Origin of the sequence: Oceanobacter mangrovi, from assembly GCF_019740315.1 — a bacterium.
In the GTDB taxonomy this organism is placed as follows: Bacteria; Pseudomonadota; Gammaproteobacteria; order Pseudomonadales; family Oceanobacteraceae; genus Oceanobacter; species Oceanobacter mangrovi.
In genome coordinates this window covers 419840-434753 of the sequence record NZ_JAHXZR010000004.1, presented here as the reverse complement: position 1 = coordinate 434753, position 14914 = coordinate 419840, and the positions used below count along the sequence as shown (strand labels likewise).

Below are 14914 nucleotides of genomic sequence, written 5' to 3'. Positions count from 1 at the left end.
TAGCCTTGCTCGGTCACGAGAGCAACGGCTTCATCCTTAAATTCTTGTGGGTACTGTTTGTAACTGCGTTTCTGACTCATGGTTGGCACCTCTGGCTGAGAAGAGTTTATCTCTTCTTGAGGTGTCCGGGTTATTCAACCAGAACATACTCTTCCGCTTCACCGTAGGAGGACAGGAAATCCAGTTGCGCTTGTTTGAGTGCCTGCAGCACCTGATCAACGTCGGCTTGACCACGCTCCGTATGAGCAGAGGTAGCGACAGGGGCATCCGTAGCAATCTCCGTAACCGAAGGCTGAGCCTTTTCGAGGTCACGTTCTTGCATGCCACGAGCCGGTGGGGTGAGCTTGACCTTCAGCTTCTGAGGCTTGGAAAGCAGCACGAATCGCTGCCCTCGGGTCTTCTTTTCTTCGTGGTACCTTACCCATCCACAGTTAACCATCCGGCGGATGTGGTCGTAGATATAAACCCGCAACTTGGGTAGCGAAACGTCCCGTGGGTCAACCTGTTCTAGATACCTGTCGCGCAGCTCCATGATGGTGAACGCGCCTACTTCCTCTTCCATGAGAATGCGATAAATAACCCGATCAAGGGCAACGGAGGAAGATTTCATTCTCTGACTGCTCTGAAAAACGCGGATTATAATCCGTGGTTATAAATGCCGCAAAACGAAACATTGCTGCTCTCACACTGGAGTAGCAATGAAGATTCTCGCCAAAGCATTAGGAGCCAACATCCGAGCCAAACGGAAAGAACTGGGCATTTCTCAGGATGGGCTTGCATTGGAATGCGGCGTTGACCGCAGTTACATGGGGCGTATTGAACGCGGCGAAGTGAACATCACCGTAGAGAAGTTGTACGTAATCTCACGCACTTTAGGATGCGAGGCAGCATCCTTGCTGCCTGCACTAGCAGAAATCAAAAGCGAAGACTGACTCCTTTCGGTAAATCATCAGCCTTCCAAACGACAGCAGACTACAGAAACAAAGAGCCTGCCATGTCATCGCTCAGTCGATATCCAACGCAGGCAGACTGGCCAAGATTTCATAGGCTTTCGTACAGACCGCATCACCCGAAGCAGCGAATCCAGCAGGTTACTCATGGTTTCGTTAGCCCAATCGTTGGTTTTGCAATTTCTTAAATTCGCAATGCAATGTAGAAAGCTAGATCAAAACAACCTTTTGCAAGCTTCTACGAAAGCATTTTTATAAAGTTCATCACTAATTTTAACCCTCATTTATTGGGGAGTAGTGACAATTCCGCAACCAAAGTCACCAGAGTCAAATCTAGATTCAAACGACTGGCGCGCAGTAGCAAACAACTGAGAAGTTACCTCGGTCGAGATAGACGGCTTATTCATTTTACGCGCATATTCCCACCACAGGGCTGCAGCACCAGCAACATGGGGACAAGCCATACTCGTACCATCTAGCGATCTCAACTCTCCTCCTGGCCAAGCAGATAATACATCAACCCCTGGGGCAGATATTTTGGCATTACTGTTAGAAAAATCAGCGATGCCATATATTCCGCGAGACTGATATGCAGCAGCAACAGAGATAACTTCGTCAGCAGCCCCCGGTACTGATGTGGCGATTTTGTATGATGCATTGATATTTCTTCGGCTTTCATTACCAGCCGCAGATACAACGACAGGTGAAGTACCAAAAGCATTTTGAGCTTTAAAAACTCCCATCAATGCATCAAACATTCGAAGGTTTCCCCTATATGCTTCGAGGGTTTGTGATGTAGCAAGATCGACAGGCCAGCCAGCCTTCACTTTTTTATTAACTTCTCCTGGAAAATCCAACCCTAATGACATTGATATTACGTTTGCGCCACCCATTAAAGCCCAGTGTAACGCTTGATAAATCATTTCAGATGTTCCACTTCCATCATCTTTTAGGACTTTTCCAATAAGAGCACTCCTAATACCACGGGCCACTCCAACTCTTATCCCTTGAACATCCCTGCCAAAAATCGTTCCTGCACAGTGAGTACCGTGACCATTGGCATCCTGCTCACCATCCCCAGAGAAGTCTTTTATATTTAGAGACATACCAGCAAACGCAGGATGTGTTTTATCAATACCAGTATCCAACACAGCCACTGTTACGCCATCACCAGTATAGGAAGAAGTATCAGCCCCAATAGCCTTAACCCCCCATGCATCTCCATTGTGCTTCGTGACTCTGCTAAGTGGTGCTATCAGACTGATTGCCATAACAGGGGTTGCCGATTTAACATCGGGATCACTGAGAAGATCACGAACCGCATAATTTGGAACATTTTCAACTTCAATTTTTGCACTGGCTTGATTACATCCCAAACCCAAAGTTGCACTGGCTACTGATCTTGTTACCTTACTTGAAGTTTTTTCTGAAGCTTCGCGTAAGACCACATACTGCTCCATTGTAACACCCTCCTAATCTTCATTGCTCCAGCCAGCTTGCTCTATTAGAGACACGCATCAATAGTTGATAAACTCGTTAATGCCAAACAAATAAATTTCCCGAGTGGCACAATAAAAAAATAAATATTAGAACGTCAAACACGAATCGGAACTGATACCTGTGGCTGAATTGGAGTAAGCAACTTAGAATAAGACTTTAGAATATCCGAATAAACATCTGGATGCTTAGGAGCTTCAACGGTAATAATTAATGCATATTTTATTTTCTGAGCACTACTAGCTGCCCCGCCACTTTCACGAGCATTATAATGGATATCAAAAACTGGCTTATCGAGGCTAGATCCTCTCATCCTAACCGTATCATGCAGAGAAGTCTCCCATTTTCCCATGTCCGACCGAAGCTCCGCTTCTGCGGCAAACTTCTTTCTCCTAAAAAATGACTTCGAATTAGCATTTGCTTTTCCATCCTTCAACTTCTTCTCGTTGGGCCTAAATGTTATTTCTAGCCCAGCCCGCGTATAAGAAGCAGAGTCTTGCGGATCCGTATTACATGCGAAGGTGAAAGTTGCCTTCACAGTTACATTGCCGGTCAAGCCACCATCAGGTAAAGGCAGAGCCGCACGCAAGTATTTACCTGGTTTCAACTCCCCTTGGTAAACGATTCTCGCGACACCATCAGGACAAGAAATTATCTCCATCAGATCTTCCGGAACTTTACCCCAGCCAACATCTACGGTTTCCTGATCATTGTCATCCGCAGCGTGAATAAGCAGTGCCTTAATTGCAAGTGGAGATAGTCCTGAGCCAAGCACGGCCCGAATACCAACAGCACTTCGAAGAATACTCGGCGCGGCAAAACTTGTTCCTTGAATAGGCACTAGCTCCGGTCGAGGTGCCGCCACAAGAACGTGAAAATACTCCCTGCTTGATCCGCCAAACGCCATGAGGTCGGGTTTAATAAACCCAGGGCTTCGGCCAGGCCCCCTTGCACTGTAACTAGCTCTTTTCCAGTTTTTTCCAGTGTTAGTAGCTGCCCCAACAGCTATCGCATTTACAGAATCCGACGGCACCTGAACTCGATCATATCGAAGCACATCGTCACGCGAACCATTATTCCCAACAGCAACGGTCATAAATGTATCTCCATCACTTAACAAATCATCAATTACAGAAGTCCATGTATGAACCTCTGTATCCTCAATGGGGATATCAGGCCCAAGACTGAGATTGATGAATTCATATTGACGAGATAGTAGTACTTCCTCTATGTGGCCAAGGGTTCTATATAACAAAAGCGGGTCTTCATCGTTAAACCCATTATCCAATACTCTTACATGGTCCACATAAGAATATGGCCTAGGGGCAATTTCTTCTGGTTGAATTGCCCCAAATAAAAATGCAGAAGTTGCCGCTAAGCCATGATCAGGACCCTCTACATCATCTAATGCGCTGGAATCCATCACATGATAGTTCCTCACCCATCTACCAATGGGATTACTGTCAGGTAAGCCACCATCGAGAATTGCGACCCGCGGCTCAGATGACAGCGGATCTTGCGAGGGCAAATCACACTCTATGATAGGGCCATTTCTCCGAACATGTGGCAATAAGCCCCTCAGTTTTGGAACAGGTCGAATCACTCGGACAAAAACAAACTTCGACAACCCGAGCACCTGATCTTGACTGCCCTCTACAGGAACAAACCATAGAGTGCCTGCTTGGAAACTCAGACCTTCATGTACCTTAGCTCCGAGCTTCTCCGCAAATTTCGAAAATTCGCCAGTAATGAAGCTACTATCTTCGTCTGCGAGCAAATGAACACCAACTTCGTAATACCGATCATTCTCTCTCCCCCTATCAAGAATGCGTTCAGATGGCTCAAAAGCTCCTATCTCTTCAACCCTACGTAGATCCAATGCCTCATCCGAGTCTGAATCTACTTGAAACATCCAATCACCTAGAGAGCGAAAAGCTTTTCTCTTACCAGCGACAAAAATTTCTGTAGTCGAACAATCCTGCGGCTGACCCTTTCGCTTCCACTTTTCAGGAAGAATTGTAACTTGCCGACTGCCCACCGATTGCAAACCTATAGCTCGAAACAAATTCGTGGGGAAATACGATCGGGCTATGTAACTAGGATTTAGAACAAAACGAGCTACCGCGAAATCATGAGGACAAGCATCTTGCGGCAGAGTATCTAAAAAGCTAACGGTGTCAGAAACCTGACGACTCAGACGTTGCTGCGTTTGCTCTAGAGTATAGACCTCAGCACTGGCAGGATTTCTTTTAGGGCCCTTTATCTCGTGGGTTAGCAGCTCCCCCCGACCTATAAGAAAATTAGTCTGATTCATGTATCCTTACCTGTCCCTGGAGACCGATCACTCGGTCGGTATTTTCGAATAGTATCTCGACTGACGCCTGTTAGTTCGCTCACACGCCTCTGAGACAACTCTGTGCAGGTATCTAACAAAACGGCAAACTCTATCTGCCCTTGACGATCAAGCAGCTCACATTTAGACCTTAAAAGGTCCGATATTAAACTTTCAGTACTGATTCCACCAACAATAAAATTTCTTCTTAGACGCCGAATCAATCTTTCGATATCACTGAAGGACTCTCCTTTCATTAAAAGAGCAAGAACCTTTACCCAACCAGAAAATTGATCAATATCTGGGCCAAAAAATCTACTAATAGCAGAGCTTAAAGCTTCATCAGCAGGTACACCAAATTCAACAATCAAGTCAAAACGCCTCCACAGAGCAGGATCTATGAGCTCTGGGTGATTGGTAGCAGCGAGCAGAAGCCCTGATGCTGGCCATTCGTCGACTTCCTGGAGAATAACCGTGACCAAACGTTTTAATTCCCCAATATCGCTGTCATCACTACGCCGCTTAGCAATAGCATCGATCTCATCAAGCAAAAGAACACAAGGGGAGCGCTTTGCAAAATCGAGAGCACTACGCAAATTTGCGCCACTACGCCCAAGCAAACTACTCATGACAGCAGATAGATCAAGGACAAATAGAGGAACACCTAGTTGTGCTGCAATCCAGCGCGCAGTCATTGTTTTGCCGACACCCGGAGGCCCGACAAATACCGCAGATTTAGATGGATCGAGACCACGCTCAGCCAAAGCTTCTTTTTGCTCACGCTCCTTGATGAGCAAATTCAAGGTTGTTTCTATGCCTGGGGCAAGAATAGGTTTCGATTCATGAGACTCATCCTCGTATCTTTTCAGTAACGCCATCTGTGAATCGTCATCAACAGGCACATCTCCCCCCAATACCTCCTGATCAAAAACCGTACGTCTCATCGTGGTTGTTTTTGACTTTGGCGGATTAGCTTTTAAGAAATCCGATAACTCTTTTGACAAATCTGGATCAGAGCTTCGGTACTGACGTACCAGCTTGGCTATAAAGAGACGTAAGTCATCAGATTTCTCGCTAAGAGCGAGACGAGAAACCTGGACTAAATCAAATTTTATTTTTCCGAATTCATCCAAGGACATCAAAAAGCACCGACTTATCTGGGAATAAGTTAAAAAACAATGGACTATTTTTTAACATAAAAACAAAAATTAGTCCACGTGTTTTCGAGGATAGGATGCTATTGGAGGAGCCGCCTTGGCTGAATTTTAAAGATTCCAGATTCTGAAAAACAAAGTTGTCTGAGCCGAGCTACAGCCATGTATGAAGAATAATTAATTCGCTGCCTCCTTTTGATTGAGCCAGTAAGTGACACCTCCCGTGACAAATAGCGGTTCGGTATACTGAAGGCCAACTTCACCAAGCGTCTCTGCAATGTCACAACATCCTTATAGCGAATTAACTCCAGACCTTATTCTTGATGCGATTGAGGCTCAGGGTTACCTCTGCGATGGTCGCCTTACGGTACTTAACTCGTATGAGAACCGGGTGTTCCAAATAGGTATCGAAGATGCCCCGCCGATCATTGCCAAGTTCTACCGTCCAGAGCGCTGGAGCCATGAGCAAATAGCCGAAGAGCATGCCTTTAGCCTGGAGCTGGAAGCTGCAGAATGGCCAATTGTTGCGCCTATGCAGTCCCCGGATGGGGCCACCACTCATAAGATCAACAACTTCACGTTTGCATTGTTCCCTCGGTTTGGCGGACATGCACCAGAGCTGGATAATCTGGATACCATCGAATTACTGGGTCGTTCGCTCGGCCGCCTTCACGCAATTGGCGCATCCTCTACTTTCAAGCACCGGCCAGCAATTGATATTCAGTCTTATGGTGTCGACAGTCGTGAATTCCTGCTGTCCAGTGGGTACATCCCCGACAACATGCGAGAAGCCTATGACACGCTGACACGAGATCTTCTGGTCGCGATCGAAGCACGTTTCAAACAATGTACCTATAAGCCCATTCGCCTTCATGCCGACTGCCACCCGGGGAATATTCTGTGGCGGGACGAGCGCGCCGTATTCGTCGACTTCGATGACTGCCGAATGGGGCCTGCCGTACAAGACCTGTGGATGCTGCTGAGTGGAGATCGTCAGGACCAAAGCGATCAGCTCGAAGCTCTTCTGGAAGGCTATGAAATGTTTCATGAATTCGATGAATCCGAACTGGTGCTGATCGAACCACTACGGACACTCAGGATGATGCACTACGCAGCCTGGATCGCCCGACGCTGGAACGACCCTGCATTCCCTGCAACCTTCCAGTGGTTCAACACAGAAAGATATTGGGCCGAACACATCCTGGAGTTGCGAGAACAGTTCGCCAACCTGCAGGAAGATCCACTTACCCGACCAAACGGAAATTTCTGACACTTCCGCTTGTGTACATTTGATAAAAAAGAAGCCGAAAAGATGTACATTTTCGGCTTTTTTGTACATAAATTCTGCCAAAAACCAAATGTACATATCAATCCCAAAAGTTCCATGTAACTATCTGATATTAAAAGTTATTTTAAAAATGTACATAAATATCAATTTAAGGGTACCACCTAAACCGGGTATTTCAGATCGGTATCGAAGACGCCCAGCCAATCATTGCCAAGTTCTACCGGCCCGAGCGCTGGAGCCACGAACAAATTGCTGAAGAACATGCTTTCAGCCTCGAACTGCAAGAGGCCGAGTGGCCGATCGTTGCCCCGCTGATCTCACCAGAGGGATCAACCACCCACCAGATTAACGGCTTTACCTTTGCACTGTTTCCGCGCTTTGGCGGACATGCCCCCGAACTGGATAACCTGGATACGATTGAAGTATTGGGCCGTTCACTCGGCCGCCTGCATGCTATCGGTGCACCCTCCAGCTTCAAACACCGTCCGGCTATTGATATCCAGTCATATGGTATTGAGAGTCGTGAGTTTCTGCTGTCCAGCGGCTATATCCCGGATAACCTGCGCCAGGCCTATGAAACCTTGACGCGAGACCTGCTGACCACAATCGAAGCCCTCTTCAAGCAATGCAGCTACACATCCATTCGCCTGCATGCCGACTGCCATCCAGGCAATATTCTGTGGCGTGATGAACACGCGGTATTCGTCGACTTTGACGATTGTCGTATGGGGCCAGCGGTACAGGATTTATGGATGCTGCTGAGTGGCGACCGCCAGGATCAGACAGCCCAGCTTGAAGCCCTGCTGGAAGGCTATGAAATGTTTCATGAGTTTGATGAAGCTGAACTCGTACTCATTGAGCCACTGAGAACACTGCGCATGATGCACTACGCCGCCTGGATCGCCAGACGCTGGAACGACCCTGCATTCCCATCGACCTTCCCATGGTTTAACACCGAACGGTATTGGGCCGAGCACATACTGGAACTACGAGAACAGTTCGCCAACCTGCAGGAAGAACCGCTATCAAGACCCGGTGGGAATTTCTAACAGGCGTTGATGTTTGTTTTTGAGGCCGTCAACGCAAGGAAAAAGCAGACGAAAAGAGCGTCATGCTGTTCATTTAACAAATCCACGTCATCCCGGACGCGAAGCAGATCCGGGATCCATAGGGCTTTTGGATCCTGAGCCTGCGCGGCCCGAACAGTTAAGGGTGACGACCATTGTGGTTACAAACGCTTAAGTGAACAGCATTAGGCGAAAAGAACGAGTTTATATGTAATACATGATCGCTTTGAGCCTGCCAGCATATCTTGCATTATGTATATGAGACAGCGTTCTGGAGGGGCCGCAGAGCAGGAGGAAACAGGGACGCGAGCGTCACTTTCCTGCATTTGTTATGTTGTTACTTCCCAACAGAAGCAAGGCCAATCCCAAAACACATAAACGTACCTCCACCCAACCGATTGACCATATAGCTTCCTTTTTCGGAAGAAAGCCAACCGCGGGCTGACTTTGCAAGATATGCATACATAATGTGAATTATGACTACCAAACTGCTGTAGGTAACAACCAAAAGGATAAAATGACCAATGAAGTTGGCAGAATAGTCGACGAACTGAGGGAATACAGATATGAAAAAGAACACAGCTTTAGGGTTCGTAAGCTGCAAAGTAAGACCCTCTATGAACTGAAGTTTTTTGCTCTTAACGGCGGCAGTGGATGAGTCAATTTTTCTGACTGGCGACCGCCACAACTTCAGGCCCAGGTAGATTAGATATGCAGCACCAGCAAACTTCATGATGCTAAAAGCAACAGATGAGGTGACGAGTATAATTCCAAGGCTGGTTGCCGAGACACCAGCAACAATGAATGTACCGCAAGCAATCCCTAGAATCCCGCCAATGGCGCCTGAAACACCGAAACGAATGGCATTTGTGAGGGTCAGGATTACTCCAGGCCCTGGGCTTAATACTGTTGCTATAGCGATAATTAAGAACAGCAGATAACTTCCCATCTATGCCCCCTTGGCAACATAACGCCGCATTCAGCGGCTCGTCCGCTGCAATGCCTTGTTAGGCATTTCTATGCTGGTTGAGATGATGTGGAAATCACCGCCATCAATTTTGTAAAGCTCCTGCTTGGGGTCATAGAACAAGTTTAATGTCCCGACTTCACAATTCAGAAATTCATTACCCAACAGTTGACCAAGCCTTTGCAGCTTTCCCTCTTTGGTAAGTTGCGAACGGTTGCCACCGGCTAGAACTACGTCGTTTGCCAGACATGCTTTGTAACCTGAATTATTAAAGTCGACCACTATGCCACCGGGAGTAAAGCGCTCCATATCTTTAGCTTGATCAGAAAGCTTACTGTTTGTGCCTTTCCAGTTCTTCTTGGATTGAAAGGGTAGGCCTTTGGAGCGAATGACATTCCCACGACTATCAAAAACCGTAATTTGGAATATGCCGTCAGACCCATATATGCGTTCGGGAGCGTTTTTCCGCGACCTCTAAGTTTTGTATATCCGATATCAACCGTATACACCCCTTCTGGAGTTGAAAATATTTGGTTTCTAGGCACCGCTATGGCTTGACCAAATGCTCCAGTTAATGCGTCCTCATCTCCATAGTTCATATCGAATGTACTTTCAGCGTCTGAAACAGCGGCTAAATACCTATCTCGAAGTGAATCTATTACTAAGTCTGGAAGTATATCTTTCATAATTGCCTAACGCCCCAATAACCGGCAACTGAAACGCAGCGAAGCGTAGTGGAAGCTGTCCGGCGCCGCAGGCGCGTAGTTGATTGGTTTGTTAAATGGCATTGTTGGATATAATCTCACCGCCAAAGGCTTTTACAAGTTCATTCGCTGCATCGATGCCACCGCTTGGCCATGCAAGTTGCTCAAATAGAATCTTTCCAGTTCCATTCGGATGTATTTCGATAGATTGATAGTCAATTTCAGCGGAATCAAGAGCATCAAACCATGAGCCGAAATCCCAAGGCATTTCTACTTCTGGGTTTAGCCTCCATTGCTCCAGCAACTTATCTGCCTCTTCCTTGGTCGGATTTATAAAATATCTCGTTACCTTATCGCCCATTTTTTTTATAAGTTCAGACTCGTCGAAAGCACCACGCCTCTTCGCATTGGCAATATATTCAAAGGCGTCTTTAAGCCTATCACCTTCTTCTTTCTTAATTCCTTTGAACTCTAGCTCTGCCATTGGGTTTGCCATTTAACAGTTTGTTAGTACGCATGCGCGCTTTCTGGGTAACCCAGTTTCTGGAAAGGTGCTGTAACCAGCTGAAATATAAGATGTAAAGTCCATTTCCAGATCACTCCATTCTGAGAAAGCGCGCCCAACCGGGCAGACTGCGCATTAACTCCGGATTTTGTTGCACACTAACACCAGTCTCGCTTACGTATATGGCCGTAAACCTGCGCAATAACCTTCCATGTATCAAGGCCTTACCGTAGCAGCGCTCAGGAAAGCGCGCAAGCCTGCCGAGAAAGCGCGCACTGATTTAGGCCTGCGTTCAATGATTGCTTATATAAATGCATAACCTGACGATGCAGGATATCTGGCTGCTGCTGAGCGGCATCCGCGAAGAGCAACGGCAGCAGTTTCAGGTGATCCGTCCGGGCGATGAGATGTACCGGCCATTGCCGTAGCAGGAACTTTCTCTGGTCGGAGGCCTTCGAACTATGCGAGCCATAAACTACGCGGTCTGGCTGTGCCTGCCATTATCAGCAATCATTCAGCCGGTACGCGTTAGCAAGAATTCACAAGCAAAGGATAAATCATGAAAAGCCGTATTACCCAAGCCGTTCTGATCACGACATTGGCCAGCGCTTCTACTCTGGCATTGGCAGAAACCAATATGAGTGGCGGTGATGACCTGGCCAAAAAACTCTATCTGGGTGGTGGCCTGTCCTACAACACGGTCGATTCGCCATTCGGTGGCGGCAGCATTGATGCGACGGGTGTACAGGGGCTGGTTGGTCTGGATCTGGGTCACCATTCCGGTGGTATCAGTACCAAGCTGGAAGTGGGTTATTCGCAGACCGACGATTTCGATAACACCAACCAGAACATCAGTGGTTTGTGGGGTGCGCTGGTCGCTGAAAAATCGCTGCCAGAAATTGACCGCAACTTGTCCTTGCTGGGCCGGGTTGGTGTCGATGTCGGTGACGATGACGGTATTCTGACCGGTGTTGGTGTGGGTTATCAGCTCACCAATGAGCTGCAGTTGCGTGGGGAATTTATTAACAAGGATGCTTCCAATCAGTATATGGGCAGCCTGATTTTCCACCTGTAAGGGGAATTGTCAGAGATAAAAAAACCGGCCAGCTGGCCGGTTTTTTTAGGCTGGCAGCAAACTCAGCGTTTGCCGGAACGACGCAGCGCAGAGGTGGTGTAGTCGTTGGACGAACGTTCGATACCAAACTTGTAGGTGCCCGGTTCTTCGTTATCCAGACCCAGCGCCAGGTAACGACCGGAAGTCAGGTCGTACAAAACTTCCAGGCCGGTCCACGGCACATTGGCTTCGTAATAGCTGACTTCATGACCTTCCGCCACACGCCACAGCAAGCCACGGCCATCATAATGGTCGATCACGCCTGCCTGCCAGGTGTCTTCATCAAGGTAGAAGGTCCGCTTGGCGTAAATATGTCGCATGCCTTCCTTCAGGGTGGCTTCGATTTTCCAGACGCGGTGCAGTTCGTAGCGCGCCAGATCCTGATTGATATGGCCAGCCTTGACGATTTCATCGTACTTCAGGTCACCGGATTCAAGCTTGTAGGAGTTGTACGGAATGTACATTTCCTGCTTGCCGACCAGTTTCCAGTCGTAACGATCTGGCGCGCCGTTGTAGAGGTCGAAGTTATCCGAGGTACGCATACCGTCGGAAGCCGTTCCTGGTGAGTCGTAGGCAATGGTCGGAGCACGACGGACCTTGCGGGAACCGGCGTTATAGATCCAGGCTTTACGTGGTTCCTTCACCTGATCCAGGGTTTCGTGAACCAACAGCACGTTACCGGCCAGACGGGCTGGTGACAGTACGTCCTGCTTGAAGTAGAACAGCACGTTGTCATCCTGGCCGGGTTTGTAGTCGGTCAGGTCTTCACGGAAAGTGAATTCCTCACCAAAACGCACCAGTGTGTAGTCGCCGTTGGCCAACGGGGTAACCTGACCAACTACCCGCTCAACACTGCCGCCACGGTAACGCACAATGTGGTTCCAGATGGCTTCCAGACCATTTTGTGGAATCGGGAATGGGGTGCCGAGTTCGTAGTTTTTCAGGCCGTTACCGCCATCAACCATTTCGGTTTTGGTGGCATTGGCTTTCGTCACCTGATAGATCTTGTCTGGATAAGCGGCGGTACGATGGGACGGATAAACCGGCATACGATAGCTGTCCGGGTATTTCTCGAACATCGCTTTCTGGCCATCAGACAACTTGTCGCCATATTGCTTGTAGTTGGCGGCGGTAATCACAAACAGCGGTTTTTCATCGGCAAACGGATCAACCAGCTTGCCACCTTCCTTGTAACCGGCGGGTGGTTTCTGGATACCACCGGTCCAGGCTGGAATATCGCCACTCGCGGCTTGTTCAGCACCCACCGGTGTCAGCGACTTGCCCAGTTTGGCGGCGTCGGCTTCGCTTACTGCTGCATGTGCCATTGCCCCTGTGAGGGACAACAGCAGTGCACTGGTCAGTGCACTGAGTTGTTGTTTCAACATGATGTTCCTCGTTATCTGATCTGTTGCCGTTTTAGTTAGAAAGAGTACTTGGCAGACAGGCTGACGTTGTCACGATCTTTCATCTGGTTGTAATCGCCACCACTGTAGTTGGTGTAGCTGAGATCAACCGAGGTGGTATTCATATAGTCGAAGTGCAGGGTCAAACCAGTGGTCAGGCGGTTATCAATAAACTGCGCACCGGGCTCAGGTCCGTTACCCTTATCAAAGCCCATCGACAGGATTGGCGTCACGTTGATACCGGCAAAGGCGTTGTTGTAATCCAGCGCAGCCCGCATCCGCACACCGCCAGACCACTTGGTTACGTAACCATCATCGGTACAGTTGGAGGTGTTGGCGTTTTTACCGGTATTTTCTGACTGGGTAACCGGATTGTAGTCGGCAGTACAGAAGTTGGTATCGCCACCGGCAGCCCAGACACCATCATTGTTACCAATACCGTAGGCACCGGAACGACCGTAACGGGCGTCGTCGGTTGATGGCAAATCCGGAATGTAGGCAACACCGGCTTCAGCCACCAGCGACATCCGGTCGGCGCCCAGCAGGCGATCGAAAATGGTGATATAGGTGGTCTGGAACTGCCACATGTCGAACATGTCGTAGCCTCGCGCCAGCTCACCACTGAGAGCGGTCGGATCACCGCCCGCTTCTGCCAGACGCTGCTGATACAGACGGCTGTATGGCGCTCCGAGGCCAGCCAACAGCAACTCAAAGGCGTTCCATTGCAGCGGCATATCCGGCTTGTAGCTCAGTTCGCCCGAGATCGAAGCACCACCTTCAGTGGCCGTCGCAAAACTCAGGCCCATGATCTTGATGTCTTCCGGATAGGAAATCTGATAGATCGGGTAATTGCTTGAGTAGGTCGCGCTGGAGTTGTAATAGGTATCGTTCGGCGCATTCACCACCACACCGTTGATGTACGGCAGACGGCTGTGAATGTTCATGTAGTAGGCACCAAATTCGGTGTCACCCAGCGCTTCGGAATACCAGCGCAACGCCACCCCCCACTGACCAGCGTTGTCCGGTGTGTCATCGGCCATGCGTTCAGCTACTGGCGCAACACGCTCGGCCAGAGAATCACCATTGGCAATTTCAGCGTCACGGGCGGCGAGGATTTCCTGCTCGGAAACCGTACCGCTGAGGATTACCGGGCCACAGCCATCGGCGACAAAGTCGGCGGTAGAGAAGAAGGTGCCACAGGCATCCGTACGGGTTTTTTCCCATTGCAGCTGATAGAAGGCTTCAAAACCCAGGTCTGGGGTCAGGCCAATCGAGGTATACAGCATGTTCACTGGCAGCAAGGCTTCTTTCAGCTCGGCGCCTGGCTTGCGGAATGCCGAAGCATCCACCGGGTTGATGCTGTTGATACCACCCTGGATAAAGGTGCTTTCGCCCCAGCTCAGCACCTGCCGACCAGCCCGCACAGAAACCGGGGTTTCACCCAGATCAAAGTCGGCCCAGACGTAGGCGTCGAGTAAATCCCAGCCACTACCAGCGGCGTCCTTGGTTTCATCGGACAGCGGTTTGAAGTCGGTTTCGTCGTTCATGATGGCATCATCGTAGAACGCTCGTACCCGGAAGAAACCGCCGTAGTTTTCGTAGTTAACCTCGAGGTCACCAGTCCACTTCACGATCCGGGTAACCACATCACCGGCGTTTTTGTAGTTCAGCGTACCGTCGTCGTAGTTATAGGAAGAACCTGTGCCACTAACACCGGTTGCAGCACCGTTACCCGGCATCACCTGGGAACCGTCGGCATCTTCAGTACGCCAGCCAATACCGGCACTGATGGTGTTATCGAGGCGGAAATCGATATCCCCGATAGAAAACTCGGTTGCCTGTACACTGCTGGCTGCAGCGGCAACGGCCAATGCCAGAGGAAGTTTTTTCATCGCCTGCATCGTCATTTTGTTGTTATTCATTTTCAGACTCC

The 14914-nt window shown here is 48.9% G+C and carries 13 protein-coding genes and 1 pseudogene; 4 read left to right on the top strand and 10 right to left on the bottom strand.

Annotation, left to right across the window (positions count from 1 at the left end):
- Positions 1-130: 130 nt before the first annotated feature.
- Positions 131-610, bottom strand: coding sequence for a hypothetical protein (locus K6123_RS11665; protein WP_221797869.1), 480 nt, complete (start codon positions 608-610; stop codon positions 131-133).
- 88 nt (positions 611-698) lie between these two features.
- On the opposite strand from K6123_RS11665, the gene K6123_RS11660 reads away from it, so the two are divergent.
- Complete coding sequence (locus tag K6123_RS11660) at positions 699-932, top strand: helix-turn-helix domain-containing protein (RefSeq protein WP_221797867.1); 234 nt, start codon at positions 699-701, stop codon at positions 930-932.
- A 302-nt stretch (positions 933-1234) separates the two neighbouring features.
- On the opposite strand, the gene K6123_RS11655 is transcribed toward K6123_RS11660, so the two are convergent.
- The 3 genes from K6123_RS11655 to K6123_RS11645 all read right to left on the bottom strand — a co-directional run bounded on the left by K6123_RS11655 (position 1235) and on the right by K6123_RS11645 (position 5918).
- Positions 1235-2410: a S8 family peptidase gene (locus K6123_RS11655; protein ID WP_221797865.1), complete on the bottom strand. Its 1176-nt coding sequence runs from the start codon at positions 2408-2410 to the stop codon at positions 1235-1237.
- A 134-nt stretch (positions 2411-2544) separates the two neighbouring features.
- Entirely contained in the window at positions 2545-4761 is a 2217-nt protein-coding gene (locus K6123_RS11650; RefSeq protein ID WP_221797863.1) for a S8 family peptidase, read from the bottom strand.
- Entirely contained in the window at positions 4758-5918 is a 1161-nt protein-coding gene (locus K6123_RS11645) for an AAA family ATPase (RefSeq protein WP_221797861.1), read from the bottom strand. Before K6123_RS11645 ends, K6123_RS11650 begins: the two co-directional genes overlap by 4 nt.
- A 292-nt stretch (positions 5919-6210) precedes the next feature.
- Here K6123_RS11645 and K6123_RS11640 point away from each other — a divergent pair, with 292 nt between their 5' ends.
- Both K6123_RS11640 and K6123_RS11635 read left to right on the top strand, forming a co-directional pair.
- Positions 6211-7203 (top strand): serine/threonine protein kinase, encoded by a 993-nt coding sequence (locus K6123_RS11640; protein WP_221797859.1) that lies wholly within the window; start codon positions 6211-6213, stop codon positions 7201-7203.
- 191 nt (positions 7204-7394) lie between these two features.
- Positions 7395-8270 (top strand): annotated as a pseudogene (locus K6123_RS11635) (serine/threonine protein kinase); the annotation flags it as partial.
- Positions 8271-8625: 355 nt separating this feature from the next.
- On the opposite strand, the gene K6123_RS11630 reads toward K6123_RS11635, so the two are convergent.
- From K6123_RS11630 to K6123_RS11615, 4 genes are all read right to left on the bottom strand, one after another.
- A complete protein-coding gene (locus K6123_RS11630; RefSeq protein ID WP_221797857.1) occupies positions 8626-9237 on the bottom strand; it encodes a LysE family translocator in 612 nt (203 codons plus the stop codon).
- Positions 9238-9267: 30 nt separating this feature from the next.
- Positions 9268-9564: a hypothetical protein gene (locus K6123_RS11625; RefSeq protein ID WP_221797856.1), complete on the bottom strand. Its 297-nt coding sequence runs from the start codon at positions 9562-9564 to the stop codon at positions 9268-9270.
- Entirely contained in the window at positions 9537-9941 is a 405-nt protein-coding gene (locus tag K6123_RS11620; RefSeq protein WP_221797854.1) for a hypothetical protein, read from the bottom strand. The genes K6123_RS11625 and K6123_RS11620 overlap by 28 nt, the downstream gene beginning before the upstream one ends.
- A gap of 91 nt (positions 9942-10032) precedes the next feature.
- On the bottom strand, positions 10033-10443 hold the full coding sequence (locus K6123_RS11615; RefSeq protein ID WP_221797852.1) for a hypothetical protein: 411 nt from the start codon (positions 10441-10443) through the stop codon (positions 10033-10035).
- 580 nt (positions 10444-11023) lie between these two features.
- On the opposite strand from K6123_RS11615, the gene K6123_RS11610 reads away from it, so the two are divergent.
- Positions 11024-11539 carry an outer membrane beta-barrel protein gene (locus K6123_RS11610; RefSeq protein ID WP_221797850.1) on the top strand — a complete coding sequence of 172 codons (516 nt, stop codon included), beginning with the start codon at positions 11024-11026 and terminating at the stop codon, positions 11537-11539.
- A gap of 62 nt (positions 11540-11601) precedes the next feature.
- Here the strand turns inward: K6123_RS11610 and K6123_RS11605 are convergent, their stop codons facing one another.
- The gene (locus tag K6123_RS11605) at positions 11602-12963 is read right to left on the bottom strand and encodes a DUF1329 domain-containing protein (protein ID WP_221797848.1); all 1362 of its coding nucleotides are present in this window, start codon (positions 12961-12963) and stop codon (positions 11602-11604) included.
- Between the two features lie 35 nt (positions 12964-12998).
- Positions 12999-14903, bottom strand: a complete 1905-nt coding sequence (locus tag K6123_RS11600) for a DUF1302 domain-containing protein (RefSeq protein ID WP_246624736.1) — start codon at positions 14901-14903, stop codon at positions 12999-13001.
- Positions 14904-14914: the final 11 nt, after the last annotated feature.

Excerpts from the sequence above, each read along its gene's own strand:
- K6123_RS11665 (WP_221797869.1), bottom strand. The coding sequence starts at position 610 with ATGAAATCTTCCTCCGTTGCCCTTGATCGGGTTATTTATCGCATTCTC.
- K6123_RS11660 (WP_221797867.1), top strand. The coding sequence starts at position 699 with ATGAAGATTCTCGCCAAAGCATTAGGAGCCAACATCCGAGCCAAACGG.
- K6123_RS11655 (WP_221797865.1), bottom strand. The coding sequence starts at position 2,410 with ATGGAGCAGTATGTGGTCTTACGCGAAGCTTCAGAAAAAACTTCAAGT.
- K6123_RS11650 (WP_221797863.1), bottom strand. The coding sequence starts at position 4,761 with ATGAATCAGACTAATTTTCTTATAGGTCGGGGGGAGCTGCTAACCCAC.
- K6123_RS11645 (WP_221797861.1), bottom strand. The coding sequence starts at position 5,918 with ATGTCCTTGGATGAATTCGGAAAAATAAAATTTGATTTAGTCCAGGTT.
- K6123_RS11640 (WP_221797859.1), top strand. The coding sequence starts at position 6,211 with ATGTCACAACATCCTTATAGCGAATTAACTCCAGACCTTATTCTTGAT.
- K6123_RS11630 (WP_221797857.1), bottom strand. The coding sequence starts at position 9,237 with ATGGGAAGTTATCTGCTGTTCTTAATTATCGCTATAGCAACAGTATTA.
- K6123_RS11625 (WP_221797856.1), bottom strand. The coding sequence starts at position 9,564 with ATGGAGCGCTTTACTCCCGGTGGCATAGTGGTCGACTTTAATAATTCA.
- K6123_RS11620 (WP_221797854.1), bottom strand. The coding sequence starts at position 9,941 with ATGAAAGATATACTTCCAGACTTAGTAATAGATTCACTTCGAGATAGG.
- K6123_RS11615 (WP_221797852.1), bottom strand. The coding sequence starts at position 10,443 with ATGGCAGAGCTAGAGTTCAAAGGAATTAAGAAAGAAGAAGGTGATAGG.
- K6123_RS11610 (WP_221797850.1), top strand. The coding sequence starts at position 11,024 with ATGAAAAGCCGTATTACCCAAGCCGTTCTGATCACGACATTGGCCAGC.
- K6123_RS11605 (WP_221797848.1), bottom strand. The coding sequence starts at position 12,963 with ATGTTGAAACAACAACTCAGTGCACTGACCAGTGCACTGCTGTTGTCC.
- K6123_RS11600 (WP_246624736.1), bottom strand. The coding sequence starts at position 14,903 with ATGAATAACAACAAAATGACGATGCAGGCGATGAAAAAACTTCCTCTG.